The 17,999-nt window shown below is 47.2% G+C and carries 18 protein-coding genes and 3 tRNA genes; 10 read left to right on the top strand and 11 right to left on the bottom strand.

What is annotated here, in order from left to right:
- Position 1: 1 nt before the first annotated feature.
- Positions 2–74 (bottom strand) — tRNA-Arg (locus AC9UFE_RS02605).
- Positions 75–291: 217 nt separating this feature from the next.
- Between AC9UFE_RS02605 and AC9UFE_RS02610 the strand changes: the two genes are divergently transcribed.
- Both AC9UFE_RS02610 and AC9UFE_RS02615 read left to right on the top strand, forming a co-directional pair.
- Entirely contained in the window at positions 292–591 is a 300-nt protein-coding gene (locus tag AC9UFE_RS02610; protein ID WP_509545427.1) for a hypothetical protein, read from the top strand.
- A 16-nt stretch (positions 592–607) separates the two neighbouring features.
- Positions 608–2,515, top strand: a complete 1,908-nt coding sequence (locus AC9UFE_RS02615) for a glycosyltransferase (protein ID WP_509545428.1) — start codon at positions 608–610, stop codon at positions 2,513–2,515.
- A gap of 38 nt (positions 2,516–2,553) precedes the next feature.
- Here AC9UFE_RS02615 and AC9UFE_RS02620 read toward each other — a convergent pair.
- The 9 genes from AC9UFE_RS02620 to dnaA all read right to left on the bottom strand — a co-directional run bounded on the left by AC9UFE_RS02620 (position 2,554) and on the right by dnaA (position 12,486).
- Positions 2,554–2,626: transfer RNA gene (locus AC9UFE_RS02620), tRNA-Ala, on the bottom strand.
- 60 nt (positions 2,627–2,686) lie between these two features.
- Positions 2,687–2,763 (bottom strand) — tRNA-Ile (locus AC9UFE_RS02625).
- Between the two features lie 71 nt (positions 2,764–2,834).
- Positions 2,835–3,269, bottom strand: a complete 435-nt coding sequence (locus tag AC9UFE_RS02630) for a DUF3566 domain-containing protein (RefSeq protein WP_509545429.1) — start codon at positions 3,267–3,269, stop codon at positions 2,835–2,837.
- Complete coding sequence (gene gyrA / locus AC9UFE_RS02635) at positions 3,262–5,760, bottom strand: DNA gyrase subunit A (RefSeq protein ID WP_509545430.1); 2,499 nt, start codon at positions 5,758–5,760, stop codon at positions 3,262–3,264. The genes AC9UFE_RS02630 and gyrA overlap by 8 nt, the downstream gene beginning before the upstream one ends.
- 15 nt (positions 5,761–5,775) lie before the next feature.
- Positions 5,776–7,836 (bottom strand): DNA topoisomerase (ATP-hydrolyzing) subunit B, encoded by a 2,061-nt coding sequence (gene gyrB / locus AC9UFE_RS02640; protein ID WP_509545431.1) that lies wholly within the window; start codon positions 7,834–7,836, stop codon positions 5,776–5,778.
- A 123-nt stretch (positions 7,837–7,959) separates the two neighbouring features.
- Positions 7,960–8,445, bottom strand: coding sequence for a DciA family protein (locus AC9UFE_RS02645; protein WP_509545432.1), 486 nt, complete (start codon positions 8,443–8,445; stop codon positions 7,960–7,962).
- Entirely contained in the window at positions 8,438–9,601 is a 1,164-nt protein-coding gene (gene recF / locus AC9UFE_RS02650; RefSeq protein ID WP_509545433.1) for a DNA replication/repair protein RecF, read from the bottom strand. The genes AC9UFE_RS02645 and recF overlap by 8 nt, the downstream gene beginning before the upstream one ends.
- Before the next feature lie 27 nt (positions 9,602–9,628).
- Positions 9,629–10,771 (bottom strand): DNA polymerase III subunit beta, encoded by a 1,143-nt coding sequence (gene dnaN, locus AC9UFE_RS02655; RefSeq protein ID WP_509545434.1) that lies wholly within the window; start codon positions 10,769–10,771, stop codon positions 9,629–9,631.
- Positions 10,772–11,067: 296 nt separating this feature from the next.
- Positions 11,068–12,486: a chromosomal replication initiator protein DnaA gene (gene dnaA / locus AC9UFE_RS02660; protein WP_509545435.1), complete on the bottom strand. Its 1,419-nt coding sequence runs from the start codon at positions 12,484–12,486 to the stop codon at positions 11,068–11,070.
- 299 nt (positions 12,487–12,785) lie between these two features.
- On the opposite strand from dnaA, the gene rpmH reads away from it, so the two are divergent.
- The 8 genes from rpmH to AC9UFE_RS02700 all read left to right on the top strand — a co-directional run bounded on the left by rpmH (position 12,786) and on the right by AC9UFE_RS02700 (position 17,649).
- Positions 12,786–12,923 (top strand): 50S ribosomal protein L34, encoded by a 138-nt coding sequence (gene rpmH / locus AC9UFE_RS02665; RefSeq protein ID WP_509545436.1) that lies wholly within the window; start codon positions 12,786–12,788, stop codon positions 12,921–12,923.
- A gap of 8 nt (positions 12,924–12,931) precedes the next feature.
- A complete protein-coding gene (gene rnpA / locus AC9UFE_RS02670; RefSeq protein WP_509545437.1) occupies positions 12,932–13,258 on the top strand; it encodes a ribonuclease P protein component in 327 nt (108 codons plus the stop codon).
- The gene (gene yidD, locus AC9UFE_RS02675; RefSeq protein ID WP_509545438.1) at positions 13,255–13,557 is read left to right on the top strand and encodes a membrane protein insertion efficiency factor YidD; all 303 of its coding nucleotides are present in this window, start codon (positions 13,255–13,257) and stop codon (positions 13,555–13,557) included. Before rnpA ends, yidD begins: the two co-directional genes overlap by 4 nt.
- 4 nt (positions 13,558–13,561) lie before the next feature.
- Entirely contained in the window at positions 13,562–14,515 is a 954-nt protein-coding gene (gene yidC, locus AC9UFE_RS02680) for a membrane protein insertase YidC (protein ID WP_509545439.1), read from the top strand.
- A gap of 9 nt (positions 14,516–14,524) precedes the next feature.
- The gene (locus AC9UFE_RS02685; RefSeq protein ID WP_509545440.1) at positions 14,525–15,019 is read left to right on the top strand and encodes a Jag family protein; all 495 of its coding nucleotides are present in this window, start codon (positions 14,525–14,527) and stop codon (positions 15,017–15,019) included.
- A gap of 6 nt (positions 15,020–15,025) precedes the next feature.
- Complete coding sequence (rsmG, locus tag AC9UFE_RS02690) at positions 15,026–15,667, top strand: 16S rRNA (guanine(527)-N(7))-methyltransferase RsmG (protein WP_509545441.1); 642 nt, start codon at positions 15,026–15,028, stop codon at positions 15,665–15,667.
- A 142-nt stretch (positions 15,668–15,809) separates the two neighbouring features.
- Entirely contained in the window at positions 15,810–16,724 is a 915-nt protein-coding gene (locus AC9UFE_RS02695; RefSeq protein WP_509545442.1) for a ParA family protein, read from the top strand.
- A complete protein-coding gene (locus tag AC9UFE_RS02700) occupies positions 16,717–17,649 on the top strand; it encodes a ParB/RepB/Spo0J family partition protein (RefSeq protein ID WP_509545443.1) in 933 nt (310 codons plus the stop codon). Before AC9UFE_RS02695 ends, AC9UFE_RS02700 begins: the two co-directional genes overlap by 8 nt.
- An 18-nt stretch (positions 17,650–17,667) precedes the next feature.
- On the opposite strand, the gene trxA is transcribed toward AC9UFE_RS02700, so the two are convergent.
- A complete protein-coding gene (gene trxA / locus AC9UFE_RS02705) occupies positions 17,668–17,994 on the bottom strand; it encodes a thioredoxin (protein WP_509545510.1) in 327 nt (108 codons plus the stop codon).
- Positions 17,995–17,999 lie beyond the last annotated feature (5 nt).

The following is a 17,999-nucleotide window of genomic DNA, read 5'->3' on the forward strand; positions in this document are numbered from 1 at the left end:
GTGCGCTTGGAGGGACTCGAACCCCCAACCTTCTGATCCGTAGTCAGATGCTCTATCCGTTGAGCTACAAACGCTAGCTTCTCAAATGAGAGGCGTTGTTGTTGTGACGATAATTCTAGTCAATAATGTTTTGTATCTCCAACGCCCAAATGCGTATTACACACTTGGGTGGATGTTGGGCCCGGCATCCTGACTAGATTTTCTCCAAATAGAAACCGATTCTCAGCTAAGATATTGGAATTCGTTGATGTTTTGGGCTTCACGTGAGGATCGCATAGGGGTGATGTGTCGATGAACGAAAGAAATCAACTTGAAAACAAAATCGTTCTGAGTGAATCCTTGGAACGGGAAATCGAACTGTACGCCTTCGAAAACTCTATGGTCTCGGCCAAAATTTCCGCCGAAAAGAATCTTGAAGAAGCAATTTTGAAGTATGAGGAAGTCCAGGCAAAGTACGACGATATTCTCCAGTCCAGAACTTGGCGTTACAGCTATCCGCTCCGAAAGATAAGCCACTGGGTCAAGACCCAATTTAGAGGTTCGGCATTTGGCCGATTTACACTAAAACTATTTAAGAAAATCTTCGGATAAACAGAAACATTTGAAAATGACTCTTTCTAGAGAATTAACTGTCTCTGTTGTCGTCGTTGGCAGGAACAATTTTGACTTAACCTCCAAATCTGTTGAGTCGGTTCTGACGCACACTGATAAAGACGTGGAAGTAATCCTGGTCGATAATGGCAGCGATTCTTATGTACTGGATAACCTAATTGAAAAGTTCAGGGATACAAGGGCCTCCATTCTGTCTGTTGGCGTAAATAGGTTTTTTGGTGAAGGCAGCAACATTGGTGCAGAATCAGCGACTGGTGAGATTCTGGTTTTTCTCAACAACCAAGTCATGGTTACAGAGAACTGGCTAGAGCCGCTGGTTCAAGAATTACAAGCAAACCCAAATGTGGGAGCTGTTGGTCCTAAATTTCTTTATCCGGGCGGATCGATTCGGGAGGCTGGGGCTTTCTTGGATAGGAATGCTCGATCCGTTCACAGAGGCAGGGGGCAAGCCTCGGGTGCTGGACTGTTTAGTGAAAAACGCGAGGTTCAATATGTATCGGAAGACTGTTTCGCAGTACGCAAGAGAGATTTTCTAAAAGTCGGTGGATTTAACTTCGTTTATGAGCCTGGCAATTACGAGGACGCCGGCTTGGGCTTTTCGCTCCGCGCGGCCGGACTAACGATCGTCAATCAACCGGAATCAACGGTGATAGACATAGGAACTCCAACAACCGCTGCTGCCGGCAACACCCCGCTTGTTGAGGGGGTATTTGAAATGAATCGAATCAAATTTCTGAATCGGTGGGGGAATGGAAAAATTCCGCCTCGATTGTCGATCGACACTCAAAAACCTCCTAGGGCGATTACCTCAGGCGGTCCAACTGTTGTGATTTACACACCTTTTGATCTGGTTTTTGGGGGTGGAGAGAAATACATACTAAGTGTCGCTCACGCTTATTCAAGCTCGGGCTTCCGAACAATACTTGCTACAAGACATAGGTATTCAAAAGTTCGCCTTATGGCACTTGGGATTGATTTTGGGCTAGACCTTGGCTCAATCGAGCTTGCCACTCTGGAGGAGGTGAGCTCTCCGGTTGACATATTTATAACCATGGGCAACGAGGTCTATCCTCCTGTTGAGCCAATTGGAAAGAAAAATATTCACCATTGTCAGTTCCCTTTTCCTCCTGAATCTCAGACAGACGACCAGGTTTCACGCCTAAACAAAATTGATTATGTTGTGGTTAATTCTGAATACACAAAAGGTCACTACCTACAAGCGGCTCAATCAGTGGGCTTCAATCATCTAAATGTTGTTGTCGTTGCTCCCCCTATTTCGGATTTAGTTGTATCTGATAGGGCTAAAAAGCCTTATCAAATTCTTTCTGTTGGCCGGTTTTTCGTTCATGGCCATAGTAAAAACCAACACATGCTAATAACCGCATTCCGTGAGCTATTGAAAAAGTACCCCGAGGCAACTTTGGTATTGGCCGGGGGTCTTGCACCTGGCTCTGTCCATCGTGAGTACCTAGATATGTGTCGCGACCTCGCTGAGGACCTTCCTGTTACTTTTCAAATTGATGCCGAGCGTGACAAGATTTCGTCACTTATGGAAAGTTCATCGATTTACTGGCACGGGGCGGGTTTTGAAGTGGACCCAGGGCTTTACCCGGAGCGTTGCGAGCATTTCGGCATTTCACTTGTAGAGGCAATGGGTTCTAGGCTCATCCCAGTCGTGGTTGGTAACGGTGGCCCTGGCGAGATAGTTCAATTTGGGGTAAATGGATTTAAGTATCAATCCTTAGAGGGGTTGGTGCGGCGTACTGGGCTTATCTTTGATCTAGATGATCAAAGTCGAGACATGATGCGCGAGTCCGCCCGAGCAAGATTTGAAGAGTACTTCCGTTTCGATTTTGATTTGGCTTGGACGTCATTAGCTCAGACTATTTCTCCACACAAGTAAAAAACTCCCCTGTAAAAACAAGGGAGTTTTTTGACTAGTGGAGACTAGGGGGGTCGAACCCCTGACCCCCTGCTTGCAAAGCAGGTGCTCTACCAACTGAGCTAAGTCCCCGGATCGTTAGATCTGGTGTTTCTTGGTTGGAACCATCACTTCTGATGAAGAGATGCTCCCTGGTGGGCCTAGGAGGACTTGAACCTCCGACCTCTTCATTATCAGTGAAGCGCTCTAACCACCTGAGCTATAGGCCCGTAGAGCTTCATTGAGTCTATTACATCCAAAAACAATGCTCAAACCGCTTGAAGCCAAACCAGTTGTGAATCTAGTTGTTTGTGAAGCTAACCGCAATACCGCCAGTCATCTTGCCGATTACGTTAAAGATCATGGCGTAAAGAGAAGCCAAGGCCGTTCCTATAATTACGTTGAAAATAGATAGACCGAAAGCAAAAGACATAACTCGAGGCAACGAAAGCTGCTGTTCTACGTCTATGCCACCTTCACCAAAAGCACCGGCTAGCAAAGTGTTCAAAGAAGAAAATAAGCCAAGTTGTCCTACAACTAGCCACATAGCAAAGAAACCAACGATTGTTGCTACTCCTACAGCCACTGTTACGAAGAAGCCGGCTTTAGCTGCTGACCAAACTTCGATGTTCACAAGCCTAAGCTGCACTCTTTTTTGGTCGGCGCTAGGGGTTGGGCGGAGCTTAAATCTGCTTAGAGATCTCAGTTTAGATTTCTTTGATGGTGCTTCACTCATTCTCTATTGAACCTTCCAAGTTTCGCTCTGAGTTCTTTGCTAGTCCTATTACTGAGTCCGCCTCGTCAAATCTGGCAAACACCACTCCCATGGTGTCCCGGCCCTTGGCCGGTACCTCGCTAACGGCGGACCTGACAACTTTACCGCTAGAGAGCACAACTAGCACCTCGTCGGCTTCAGAGCAGATGATGGCACCCACTAAATCACCGCGTTTTTCCTCTAGTTTGGCGACCTTGATACCCAAACCACCGCGGTTTTGTGGGCGATATTGATCGACCGCGGTTCTCTTGGCATAGCCACCTTCGGTGGCTATGAAGACGTAAGAATCATCAATGTCGTTGATAACTGTGGCCGATAGAAGTTCGTCACCCTTACGGAAGTTCATACCAATGTTTCCGGAGGTATCACGGCCCATCGGGCGAAGTGATTCATCCGATGCGGAGAATCTAATCGACATGCCCTTGCGAGAAACCAGCAGCAGGTCATCTGATTCTGAAACCAACATGGCCGAAATAACTTCATCATTGCCTTTTAGCTTGATAGCGATGATTCCACCGGATCTTGGGGTGTCATAAGACTCAAGCTCGGTTTTCTTTACCAACCCAGACTTTGTTGCGAGAACAAGATAAGGCGCTTGGTTGTAATCTCTGATGTCCAAAATTGAAGCGATTTGCTCATCTGGTTGCAGAGCCAACAAGTTGGCTACGTGCTGACCTTTTGCATCACGCCCTGCTTCCTGGACTTCATAAGCCTTGGCTCTGTAGACACGACCTTTATTGGTAAAGAAGAGTAGCCAATGGTGGGTGGTGGTAACAAAGAAGTGAAGTACGACATCGTCTGCTCTAAGCGACGCACCCTTGACGCCCTTACCTCCACGGTGCTGGCTGCGGTAGTTGGTGCTCTTGGTTCTCTTGATGTAACCACCGCGAGTAACGGTGATAACCATTTCCTCTACAGGAATTAGATCCTCTGTTGAGACATCGTCATCGCCACCAGATTGAATCTGGGTACGGCGCTCATCGCCGTGCTTTTCAACAACCTCGACCAATTCAGTTTTGATGATTTCGCGCTGTCTCTTCGGGCTTGCGATGATGGCCTTGTAATCCTTGATTTCAAGTTCAAGAGCAGCAGCTTCATCGATGATTCTCTGGCGCTCAAGAGCAGCAAGTTGACGCAGCTGCATGTTCAAGATTGCACGAGCTTGCAGCTCATCAATCTTGAGAAGCTTCATTAAGCCGTCTTTAGCAACATCTGCGTTCTCACTCTTTCGAATAAGAGCAATTACGGCATCGAGGGCGTCTAGGGCTTTGAGGTAACCACGGAGGATGTGGGCTCTTTCTTCAGCTTTTTTCAGCCTGAAGTTAGTTCTTCTAACAATCACATCAACCTGGTGGTTTACCCAGTGCGAGATGAAACCGTCCAGAGAAAGTGTCCTCGGGACACCGTCAACAAGTGCCAACATGTTGGCACTGAAGTTATCTCTCAGCTGGGTGTACTTATACAGGTTGTTTAGAACAACCCGTGCAACAGCGTCTCTCTTTAGAACAATGACCAGACGCTGGCCGGTGCGACCAGAGGTTTCGTCTCTGATGTCTGCAATTCCGGTCAGTTTGCCTTCCTTGACTAGCTCTGCAATTTTTTGAGCTAGGTTGTCAGGGTTTACTTGATATGGAAGCTCTTTTACAACAAGACAGGTTCTTCCTTGCAATTCTTCAACGTTTACGATTGCTCGCATGGTGATCGAACCACGGCCGGTTCTATAAGCATCCTCGATTCCACGGCGACCGATGATTTCAGCACCGGTTGGAAAGTCTGGGCCCTTGATGCGTTGCATCAATGCGGAGAGTAATTCTTCTTCAGATGCTTCTGGGTTCTCTAGATACCAGATTGCGCCCTCTGCAACCTCGCGAAGGTTGTGAGGAGGAATGTTGGTGGCCATACCAACGGCGATACCAATCGAGCCATTTATTAGAAGGTTTGGAATTCTGCTTGGAAGAATGGTCGGCTCTTGAGTTCTGCCATCGTAGTTATCTTGAAAATCAACGGTGTCTTCGTCGATGTCACGAACCATCTCCATGGCAAGTGGTGCCATCTTGCATTCGGTATATCTTGGAGCAGCTGCAGGATCGTTTCCTGGAGAACCAAAGTTTCCTTGACCTAAAACAAGTGGGTAGCGAAGGTTCCAAGATTGAACAAGTCTTACCAAGGTGTCGTAAATAGCGGTGTCACCGTGAGGGTGATACTGACCCATAACGTCACCAACGACACGAGAGCACTTTGAGAACTGCTTGTCTGGTCGGTATCCCCCGTCATACATCGCATACAAAACACGACGGTGCACTGGCTTTAGTCCGTCTCTAACATCCGGTAACGCGCGTCCGACAATAACGCTCATTGCGTAGTCGAGGTAGCTTCGCTGCATTTCAACTTGCAGGTCCACTTGCTCAACGTGGTCCATACGAGGCTCTGGTGCGTCTGTCTTATCTGCCATGGTTTTCTCTCTTTCCTAGATATCTAGGAAACGAACATCTTTCGCGTTTTTCTGGATAAATGATCTTCTGGCCTCAACGTCTTCACCCATAAGAGTTGAGAAAACCTCATCTGCAAGGGCCGCGTCATCGAGGGTTACTTGGAGGAGTGTTCTTCTGGCTGGGTCCATGGTGGTTGCCCAAAGCTCGTCGTAGTCCATCTCTCCAAGGCCTTTATAGCGCTGGATTGAGTTCTCTTTCGGAATTCGTCTTCCGGCCTTTTCTCCCTCTTTGAGCCTGAGGTCGCGCTCTTGATCTGTGTATACATACTCATGCTCTGCGTTGGTCCACTTGATTCGATAAAGCGGAGGCTGAGCAAGATACACATAACCGTGCTCAATAAGTGGTCTCATGTATCTAAATAGCAATGTCAGTAACAGGGTTCTGATGTGCTGGCCGTCAACGTCAGCATCAGCCATCAAGATGCACTTGTGGTATCTGATCTTCGAGACATCAAACTCTTCACCGATTCCGGTGCCAAAGGCAGCAATAAGTGCTTGCACTTCGGTGTTGGCAAGAGCTCTATCAAGTCTTGCCTTCTCGACGTTTAGGATCTTTCCACGAAGCGGCAGGATTGCCTGGTGCTCTGGGTCTCGGCCGCTAACTGCAGAACCACCCGCAGAGTCACCCTCGACGATGTAAATTTCTGACAACGCTGGGTCTCTCGAAGAACAATCACGAAGCTTGCCTGGCATACCTCCAGATTCCAAAAGACCTTTTCTTCTGGTTGCTTCGCGAGCTTTTCTAGCAGCCATTCGAGCAGCAGCAGCTTGGATTGCTTTGCGAACGATTTCTTTTGCAGACTGGGGGTTGCGCTCTAGCCAGTCGCCAAGCTGGTCGTTCACAATTTTTTGGGTGAAAGTTTTGGCTTCTGTGTTTCCAAGTTTGGTTTTGGTTTGGCCCTCAAACTGAGGCTCGGAAAGCTTGATTGATATAACCGCGGTTAAACCCTCGCGCACATCGTCACCGGAGAGGTTCTCGTCCTTCTCCTTTAGCAGGTTGTTAGATCTGGCGTATTTATTGAGCAAAGAGGTAATGGCTGTTCTAAAGCCCTCTTCATGGGTACCACCCTCATGCGTGTTGATGGTGTTGGCGTACGTGTGAACCGACTCAGTATAGGCATTGGTCCACTGCATTGCCACTTCAATTGACATGTCCTTCTTTGAGGTTTCTGCCTCAAGGGAGATGATCTCGTCGTGGACGATTTCAATCTTCTTTGATGCGTTTAGAAACTCCACATAGTCAACAAGACCGCGGGTGTATTTGTAACTGTCAGTTTTGTCGTTTCGCTCGTCGGTAAGAGTTATCCCAAGGCCTTTGTTTAGAAATGCCATCTGCTGAAATCTAGCTCGTAGTGTTTCGTATTCGAACTCAACTGTTTCAAAAATTGATCCGTCTGGTTTGAATTCGATTGTGGTTCCGGTGTAGTCAGCTTTCTTTCCCCTAACAAGCGGTGCTTGAGGAACACCGATCTTGTATTCCTGGCTCCATAAGAATCCATCTCTTGCTACCAGAACTTTTAGATCGGTCGATAAAGCGTTCACTACAGATGCTCCAACACCGTGCAATCCACCGGAGACCGCGTAGCCACCGCCGCCGAATTTTCCACCAGCGTGTAAAACGGTTAGCACCACTTCAACGGCAGGCTTTTTCTCAACCGGGTGCATGTCAACCGGAATACCCCTACCGTTGTCGGTTACTTTGATCCAACCCTTTTTGGTGATAAACACATTGATTTCATCACAGTGACCAGCAAGTGCTTCGTCAACAGAGTTGTCCACTATCTCGTAAACAAGATGGTGAAGACCGCGCGGACCAGTTGATCCGATATACATTCCGGGTCTTTTGCGAACTGCTTCTAATCCCTCGAGGACTTGAATGCTTCCGGCGTCATAGCCAGATTTTGACGCAGCTTTAGGTTTGGTTTCTTTTTCAGATTTAGGTTTTATCGCTACTTTTTGAGTGGTTTTGGCGGGAGCTTTGGCTGGTGTTTTCACGGCCGTTGTTGCTTTTTTTGCCGGTTCTTTCTTGACTGCCATTTACGAAATGCTCCTCTAGTAACGAGTTAGTTCCACATAACAGCGCAATGCGACTTAAATTCGGGTTTGCTAACTTATCTATTTTACCTTGTCAAAAGAGCAAATATTCCAGGTTGGGGAAATCTATCCGTAGGTGTCTCTAGGTCCCCGACCGGGAACCGATCTTGACCCTTTTTTCCAACTTGGTGCGTCTGGACCAATGAAGGAAATATTCGATATCTTTAGCTCTGGAAATGCGGCCTCGATTTTCTCCAAAATCTGAATTTGCATTAGACGCAATTCGGTTGCCCAAGCGGTCGATTTACAACGAATTGTTAACTTGCCATTATTCAAGGTTTCAGGTTGTGAATTCTTGGCGTTGATTTCGCCGACAATTTCACTCCAGCGAACAAATAACTCCGCTTCCTCTAGCTGCGATTGCCAGCGAAAATCGTGCATTAGGGAGTCGATGGTGTTTCCCGCCGGGACCGGGTCTCGGCCAGAATCAAAAGGTTTTGAGCGAATTTTCTTCTTTTCGATTATTCGCTTCTGATCCTTGGATACCCTGCCGGTAACGGCGGCCTTCATGGCGTAATAGAAATCAACTGCAAAGCCATTGTCTTCAGACATGTGTCACTCTCCCAGAATCGACTTCAAACTTATTGGCAAGGAGGTTATCAGGAACATCTTCTATTACCGCGGCTGTGATTAGCACCTGTTCATTTTGCTGCACTAAGTCAGAGAGTTTTTCTCTTCGGTCTTTATCTAGCTCTGCAAAGACGTCGTCGAGAATCAGGATTGGATCCCCTAGTTTGGATTCAGATTTAAGTATCTCAAGCGATGCAAGCTTGAGAGAAAGAGCGTATGACCAGCTCTCCCCATGGCTTGCATAGCCTTTCGCTGGAAGAGAGCCGAGGTTGAGCTGAAGATCGTCTCGGTGTGGGCCGACAAGTGTTATGCCACGCTCGAGTTCTTTCGCTCGCATCAGGGAAAGTTTCTGCTGAAACAGGCCAGATACTTCTTCTTTGTTGGTTGTAGATAACGCATCCTGAGTTTCTAGATCATCTTGATCAAGCTTGCTTGATTCCACTACAGACGACCTAACGAACATGCCTGGTTCGTTATTGCTCTTGGCAATGTTTTGGTAGTTAGTCACAAGCGGGGGTGAGAGTTTTTCGGTGATAGCAACTCGTGCAGCGATGATTTCAGTTCCGTTTTTCACCAGTGCCTGGTCCCAGGCGTCCAGGGTGGATAAGCCTTCTCCCTTGGTGCCTGTGGCTCTGGCTGACTTCAATAGAGTGTTTCTTTGTTTTAGAACACGGTCATAATCGGCATAAACACCGTGCATTCGGGGGTTGAACTGGACAATAAGTTGATCTAGAAAGCCCCTTCTATTACTTGGGTCGCGTTTTACTATATCTAGGTCCTCGGGGGCAAAAATCACCGAGTTTAGATACCCCAGTATGTCTTTGGGTTTAGCGACCTCAGACTTATTGAGCCTGCCTCTGTTTGATGAATCAATGTTGATCTCATACTCAAGAATTAAGTCTCTGTTGTCATGAGATAACTCGAGGGATATGATCGCAGTTGATTTACCTTGTTTTATAAGTGGGCTGTGTCCGGCAACTCGATGTGAATCCAGGGCGGCAAAGAAATTCAAGGCTTCAACTAGGTTTGTTTTTCCTTGGCCGTTGGGTCCATAAATTAGATTTACCCCGGATGAAAAATCGATGTCTGCTGACTCGTAGTTTCTAAAGTTGGTGAGCTTTACTCGCTTTGCAAACATCTTTTCGAGAAAACTCTATTTGTCTTTTTAGCGGCCAAGAAGATTTGGCTGTAAAAGATACATGTAGCTATCGCTAGCTGATTTTTCTTTTGCCTGATGGTTGGTAATCAAAACTGGACTTGGTCTATTTGGGTTGTCGCTGTTAGTGAAACCAATTTTAACAAACTCAGTTTTTACACCGGCCAAACCGTCGATCAAGAATTGTGGCTTTAGAGAAACTGTTACATCGGGCCCGGTAACTTGGACATCAATGCTTTCAGAAGCTTGGGCGGTTTCTCCCCCAGCGGCCTCTAAATTCAAGGAAGTTGAAGTAAAGATGTATTTGATTGGACTTTCGCGCTCCAGAACCAAAGAAACTCGCTTGGTTGAATCTAGTAAATCCTGTGTATTGATGATTGCGAAGTTTTCAATTTTTTCTGGGAATAAAGTTTTTACAGCAGGAAAGTTTCCTTTAATGAGTCTTGAGGTAACGGAGCGGTTGTTTGCCTTAAAAGCAATTAAATCTTTTTCATCTGATGGGTTAATTGAAATAGCAACCTCACCTTGATTAGCAAAAGTTTTTGCTATCTCCTGAAGAGTCTTTGCTGGAATTAATGCTGTTTGGTTGGCACCGGAGGTTTTTGATTTCCAAGGGATATCTTGAACCGCAACACGGTAACGGTCTGTTGCTACAAGAGAAATGTTTTCAGCTGAGGTTTCAAGTAGCACTGTTGTGAGAACTGGTGTCACGTCTTCTTTGGAGGCAGCAACAGAAATTTGAGAAATAGCTGATGCAAAATCTTCACCTGAAACTTGACCTGAGGTTTCTGGAATTTCTGGAAGGGTTGGGTACTCATCAATTGGCATGGTTAGAAGCGAGAATTTAGCCGAGCCACAATTGACTTGAACTTTGGATCCATCGGTTGAAAAATCCACAACAGAGTTAGGGAGTTTATTAACGATCTCAGCCAAAAGGCGGCCAGAAACCAAGACCCTTCCGGATTGTTCAACTTTGGCCACAATTTCCACCTGGGCTGAGGTGTCGTAGTCAAAGACTGATAACCGGAGGTTATTGGCATCGGCTTCAATAAGGATTCCACTAAGGATTGGGAGGGTGGTTCTTTGAGGGAGTAATCTCACCGCAAATGACACGGCCTCATTTAGAACGTCTTTATTGACTTGAAACTTCAATTGGTTCCCCTCCTAGTAGGTCTTCAATCTTGACACATTCTGATCTTGGTTTTTGACCAGTATTTCTATATGGGTTATAGGTTCTCTAAGAACTAATTAAAGTAATAACCACATTAACCCCTGTTGAAACTGTGGATAACTAGCTATATCCCTTTATTTACCTAAAAACTACATCTTTGAAACTTGTTTACACAGTTGTGTATAAGCCTGTGTATAACCACCCACCCTGTTGATTTACACTAGCCAGAAGGTTGGTTTTTGGGGAAAATTAGGCACTTTCCACACTTATCCACAGGTTATCCACGGGACTTCTGCTTCACCCTGTTGAGGATCTCAGTGACTTGGTTGTAGAGCGCCCTGCGCTCTTTCATCAAGTCGGTGACCTTCTTGTTGGCATACATAACCGTTGTGTGGTCGCGGTTTCCAAACAGTTGCCCAATCTTTGGAAGAGACAAGTTTGTCTGCTCCCGAATTAGATACATGGCAATCTGACGGGCTTGGGCAACAGCTTGCTGCCTCGAGGACCCAAATAGGTCACTTGGGGTGATTGAGTAATACTTGGAAACCTCGGCGATGATGTCGTTTGGGACAATAATGTTCTGCTCCCCCAATGGGACAACGTCCTTTAGGACAGTTTGAACTAGGTTCATATCGACCCGGGTCCTATTCAAGGCCGCGAAAGCAGTCACTCGAATCAATGTGCCCTCAAGCTCTCGGATATTTGAGGCAACTCGGGCAGCCATATATTCAAGGATCTCGTCTGGGACTTTAATTTTCTCGTTTTCGGCCTTTTTCCTGAGGATGGCGATTCGGGTCTCAAGCTCTGGAGCTTGGATATCGGTTATTAGACCCCACTCAAACCTAGAGAGCATTCTCTCCTCAAACCCAGTTAGCTCTTTTGGTTGCAAATCAGAGGTAATGACCACCTGCTTGTTGTGATCATGAAGGGTGTTGAAGGTGTGGAAAAAAGCCTCTTGGGTCTGGTCTTTACCTTGTAGGAATTGAATATCGTCGATCAAGAGAACATCGATATCCCGATATTCGGCCTGAAAAGCTGAGCTTCGGTTGTTCTGGATGGCATTGATGAAGTCGTTAGTGAATTCTTCAGAGGAAACGTAACGAACCTTGATTTTTGGATAAAGACTCAGGGCGTAGTGGCCAATGGCATGCAAAAGATGGGTCTTGCCAAGGCCTGATCCACCATAAATGAACAGCGGGTTATATGCCTTTGCTGGAGTTTCCGACACAGCAAAAGCTGCGGCATGGGCAAAACGGTTGGAGCCTCCGGTAACGAAGTTATCGAAGTTGTATTTGGGGTTCAGCCTGGTGTCAAAAACTACCCCAACTGACCCAGTTTTTCTTGGGTATTCATCGCTTTGAAGGGACGGGGCTGAGCCAATCGGAAAGACGTTTTCAGGGGTCTCAGAAACATTAGATTTGCCCTCAATATCTGGGTTTACCACAACGGCGAAGTTAGTTGGTCCCCCCATTAGGGCGTCTTCTTGCAAAACATCGAGGATATCGGTTCTAATGCGCTGCTCTAACATCCCGCGGGTCAGGTCGTTTGGAACCTCAAGATACAAGGTGTCCGCTAGGACACCCTTGGGTTCAACCAGAGTTAGAAAACCCATCAACTGGGGGCTCAGGGATCCTTTGGTGGTCAATCTAGAAACAACCGATGCCCACTGTTTGGTGACTTCTTCGAGTTCACTCATTTAGGACCCCCCTTTCTAGATTGAATAGTTTTCCACACTTTTACACACGATGACGAGGCTGTGGAAAACATCGGAACACCCGAGAAGTAGTCAACTGAAAACTGGGATTAAAAGCAAATCGAAATATTTTATTTGCGACCCTTCTCCACAAAAAATTAGTCAGTTTTCGACTTGACCAAACACCCCTCTAGGCTCTAGATTTGAGAGGTTGCGCTGTAGCAAGGAACCAACAGCCCAATAAACTAAAGGCCACTAGCCGACTCACCTGGTTCCTAAACAAATTTTCGGAGTGTATTCAAATGAGCAAGCGCACTTATCAGCCAAACAACCGTCGTCGCTCAAAAAAGCACGGCTTCAGACTTCGCATGGCAACTCGCGCCGGCAGATCTATTTTGGCTGCACGTCGTCGTAAGGGCCGCAAAGAACTTTCGGCCTAGAAACCAAAATGCTGGATCGGTCAAACCGACTAGTTCGTGGTGATGACTTTCGCAAAATCATGCGAGCCGGCAAAAAACAATCCACTAGTCACCTGGTCGGTTACCGACTAATTGAAGAAGCCGAACCCAAAAGATTTGGGTTCGTGGTTTCCAAGGCTAGTGGTGGAGCTGTCAAGAGGAATCTTCTGAAAAGAAGACTTAGGAGCCTAGTGAGGAAGCAATTGGAATCGTTTCCAACTGGCTCTCAGGTTGTGCTCAGGACCCTCCCAGGCAGTGCAGAACTAGATTTTCAGCAACTTTCCGTCGAGTTTGAGAAGGTTTGCGGGCTGAAATGAAGATCTTGTGGACAATTTGGCTGGTTCCTAGGAACCTGGTCGTCTTGTTTCTCAAGGGGTATCGGAAGTTCATATCTCCGCTTTATGGGGACGTTTGCAGATACTACCCGACCTGTTCGGCTTATGGCTTAGGCCAAATCCAACAGCGGGGAGTGATTGTTGGTAGCGTGTTGACAGCGGCAAGGATTGTCAGATGCAACCCTTGGTCCCAAGGGGGAATTGACCAGGTCAAGCCCTCAAACCAAAGGTTTTTTGTTTTAGAAAACGGCTTTGTTTCAACAAGGCCCCAGGGAAGGTAATTAGATGGATCTACTATTTCCAATCAAGTGGGTAATCGAGCTGATTTTGGTCAGTTTTCACTCCCTTTTTGCTTTCTTCGGCATTGCCCCAGAGTCCGGTCTTAGCTGGGTTTTGGCCATTGTTGGCCTTGTTTTGGTGGTCCGTTCGGCCCTAATCCCCCTATTTGTTAAGCAGATTAAATCTCAGCGAAACATGATGCTGGTCCAGCCGGAGCTTCAGAAGCTGCAGAAAAAATACAAGGGCAAAAATGACCGTGAATCCAGAGAGAAGTTTGCCAAAGAGCAGATGGATCTATACAAGAGAACCGGATCCAACCCCCTAAGCTCCTGTCTCCCGATTCTGGTCCAAATCCCTATCTTTACAGGCCTTTTCTTTGTTTTGAACGACGCCCAGGCCCAAAAAACTGGGGTTGGCCTGATGAATGCCACCTTGGCTACCCAGTTTTCAGAAGCCACCTTCTTTGGAGCCAAACTCTCCGAAACCTTCTTGACCGCTACCGGCATTGAGGTCCAGATCCTGGCTGGAATCATGGTGGTTTTGATGTCTGCCTCCCAGTTCATCACCCAGAAGCAGATCATTGCTAAGAACCAGAACCCTGATGTCCAAAACAGCCAATACATGCAGACCCAGAAGATCCTGTTGTATGTGTTCCCTCTAATCTTCGTGATTTCGGGAGTTTCCTTCCCTATTGCGGTTATCTTTTACTGGCTAACCTCAAACTTTTGGACCATGGGCCAGCAGTTCATTGTGATCCGCAACATGCCAACCGAAGGCTCCCCAGCTTATAAAGCCCGTATCGAGCGCCTAGCCAAGAAGGGCAAGCTTCCGAAAGAACTCCAGGAGAAGAAGGACGCCGACGACGCTGCCAAAGAAGCAGCCGAAGCCGCCGAGAAGGCCCAAAGAGAGCAGCCAGTTTCAAAGAAACGGGCCAAAAAAGACCAGAAAAAGAAGAAGTAGGAAACCAAGATGGCAGATTTAGAAGAAAGTAAAGAAAGAACCGTTAAGCAGCTAGAAGAAGAGGGCGACATCGCCGCTGACTACCTAGAAGAATTACTTGACATAACAGATTTGGATGGTGATATTGACATCGACGTTCGTGAAGGCAGAGCCTACCTAGCGGTAACCGCTAGTAAGGATTCCAACCTAGCGCTAGTGTCCCACCCGGACACCGTTGAGGCCCTTCAAGAGCTAACCCGTCTGGCTGTCCAGGTCAAGACTTCTAGCTACTCACGCCTAATCCTCGATGTTGGGGGCTCAAGACAGGCCAAGATCGACCAGCTAACCAAGGTGGTCGAGAAGTTTATTGCCCAAGTCAAGGAGACTGGCGAGCCAAAGCACTTGAAGCCAATGAGCTCTTACGAGAGAAAACTAGCCCACGATCTAATTGGCGAAGCTGGTTTGGGCTCAGAGTCCGAGGGTGAAGGCCGCGACCGTCACATCGTAATCTCCAAGCCTGCATAGTTTCACGTGAAACAATTCGAGGCTGAGCCAGAATCAGCCAAGGCAATCTTTAGCTCCCAAATCGACAAAGCAAGAGCATTTGCGCAGAAGCTCGCCAACGACAGCGACGACCTAGGCCTTCTTGGCCCAAGGGAACTAGACAAGCTTTGGTCCCGTCACATCCTCAATTCGGCTGTGGTGGCTGAAACGGTCAAACCAGGGGACAGTGTGGCGGATGTGGGATCAGGTGCCGGGCTCCCCGGAATACCAATGGCCCTAGCTCAGCCAGAGGCCAATTTTGTCCTTATTGAGCCCATGGAGCGAAGGTCCAACTGGATGCTCGAAGTAATCGAGGAGCTGGGGCTCAAAAACGTCCAGGTCAGAAGAGCTCGCGCTGAGGAAGTTACGGATCAGAAGTTTGAAGTAGTGACCGCCAGAGCGGTCGCAGCTTTGGATAAACTTCTTCGACTCTGTGTTCCTCTTTTGAAGCCAGGGGGGTCGTTGGTCGCCTTGAAGGGATCAAAAGCCAGCGAGGAAATCGAGGCTGCAAAGAGGCTTCAAAAGAAGCTCAGGATTGTCTCATTCGAGATTCAAATTTGTGGCGAAAAGTTTCTTGCTGAGCCCACATCGGTAGTTAAAACTACGCTAGATTCTTCAGTGGAGAAATAAATGTCAGAACAGCCTTCAGAAGCTACAGCAGTCACTAAAGCCACTGTTGTCAAGGGTTTGGGCTACCCTAACGCTCGACTTGAGAGTTCTCCACAACCCACAGGATGGCTTGTGGATAAGTCAGAGATTTCGGAGGTTTCACGTGAAACATCCCGATGATTTAGCACCAAATTTGACCGACTTAGCTGATACACCGCTGGCTCGAGAGCTTGTGGAAAACTCTCAACGTTTAGAGCAAGCTGGGTCTAAGGTTGTGGATAAACCTTTAACTACGAGAATCATAACTATTTCCAACCAAAAAGGCGGTGTTGGTAAAACCACCACCACAGTTAACTTAGCTTCAGCGCTAGCTTCTAAAGGCTTGAAGGTTCTGGTTGTAGACCTAGACCCTCAGGGCAACGCCTCTACGGCTCTTGGAATCGATCACCACGCCGACATCAAGAGCATCTACGAAGTACTCATCGACGACGTGCCTATGGCCCAGGTGGTCCAGCTAAGCACTGAAAGCCCAGGAGTAACCTGCGTACCGGCAACCATCCATCTTGCCGGAGCTGAGATTGAACTGGTGTCACTGGTTGCTCGTGAGCAACGCCTGCGCACAGCAATCGAAACTTACCTTCAATCAACACCCACCCCACCAGATTTTGTATTGATTGACTGCCCACCAAGCCTTGGACTTTTAACAGTCAACGCATTCGTCGCGGCTAAAGAAGTTTTGATTCCGATTCAGTGTGAGTACTACGCACTCGAAGGACTTAGCCAACTCATCAAGAGCATTGAGATGATCAAGAAGCACCTTAACCCTTCTCTTGAACTTTCAACAATCTTGTTGACGATGTATGACTCGAGAACAAAACTTGCTTCGCAAGTTGCTGATGAAGTAAAACTTCATTTTCCAAATCAAGTTTTGTCGACCATCATTCCAAGATCAGTTCGAGTTTCAGAAGCACCAAGCTATGGACGCACTGTCATTTCTTACGATCGAACATCACCAGGTGCAATTGCATATCTGGAAGCTGCAATCGAAATTGCGAACAGAGGAGCAAACCGTGGCTGAGAAAAAAGGCGGTCTCGGAAGAGGCATTGGTTCACTAATTCCAACTTCAGATAAATCCACTGAACGTCCAGTGGACATATTTTTTCCGGCCGGTGGAACTAAAGAATCAAACCTTGTGGCAGTTCCAGGTGCGCGCTTTGGTCACCTAGACGTTCAAGCAATTGTTCCTAACCCAAAGCAACCAAGATCTGTTTTTGAACCAGAAGCTTTTTCGGAACTCGTTCATTCCATTCGCGAGCTAGGTGTTTTGCAGCCGATTGTCGTTAGAGAAAAATCTGAAGGCAAATATGAATTGATCATGGGGGAGCGAAGACTCCGCGCATCCAAAGAAGCTGGACTGACAAAGATCCCCGCTGTTATTCGTGAAACAGCAGACGAGAACATGCTCCGTGATGCTCTATTGGAAAACCTTCACCGCAGTGATCTAAATCCACTAGAAGAAGCAAGCGCCTATTCGCAACTGTTGGAAGATTTTGGAATCACTCAAGAACAGCTTGCAGAGCGCATTGGAAGGTCACGTCCGCAAATCACTAACACTTTGCGGTTACTGAAGCTACCGGCAAGTGTGCAAAGACAGGTTGCATCCGGTGTCTTATCTGCCGGTCACGCTAGAGCAATTCTTGGTGCAGCAGATGCATCCAGAATGGAATACTTCGCAAACAAAACAATCAACGAGGGACTCTCAGTTAGATCCCTAGAAGAAATCGTCGGCATTGATAAGCCAGAAAATAAAAAGCCAAAAATAATTCAAGGGACCCGCCAGGATCTTTTGAAAGAAATTTCAGAAGGCTTGGGCGACCAACTCAACACCACGGTGAAGATCGCTCTTGGTCGTAAGAAGGGTCAGCTGATTATTGACTTCGCAACGGTCGCGGATTTGAACCGAATCTTGGATGAGATTGGTTACAAGAAAAAAAGTAGCTAACTAAAAACCAAACTGGTTTTAGGCTAGGAACTCTGCAAGGTCAGCAACGATAGCCTGCTTAGGCTTAGCCCCAACCATTTGCTTGACCATCTGGCCACCCTGGAAGATTCCCATTAGAGGAATGCCAGTTACTCCGTACTGCATGGCTAGCTGTGGCTCTTCATCAACGTTGACTTTTACGATCTCGATCTTGTCTGAGTACTCAGCCGCGATCTCGTCAAGAATTGGTGAAACCATTCGACATGGGCCACACCACTCGGCCCAAAAGTCCACCATTACGGGCTTCGGGTTTGACAGCACGTCTGCCTGGAAGGAAGCGGTGGTTACATTCTTGGGTGCCATGATTTCTC

Source organism: Rhodoluna sp. (genome assembly GCF_044239955.1).
In the GTDB taxonomy this organism is placed as follows: Bacteria; Actinomycetota; Actinomycetes; order Actinomycetales; family Microbacteriaceae; genus Rhodoluna.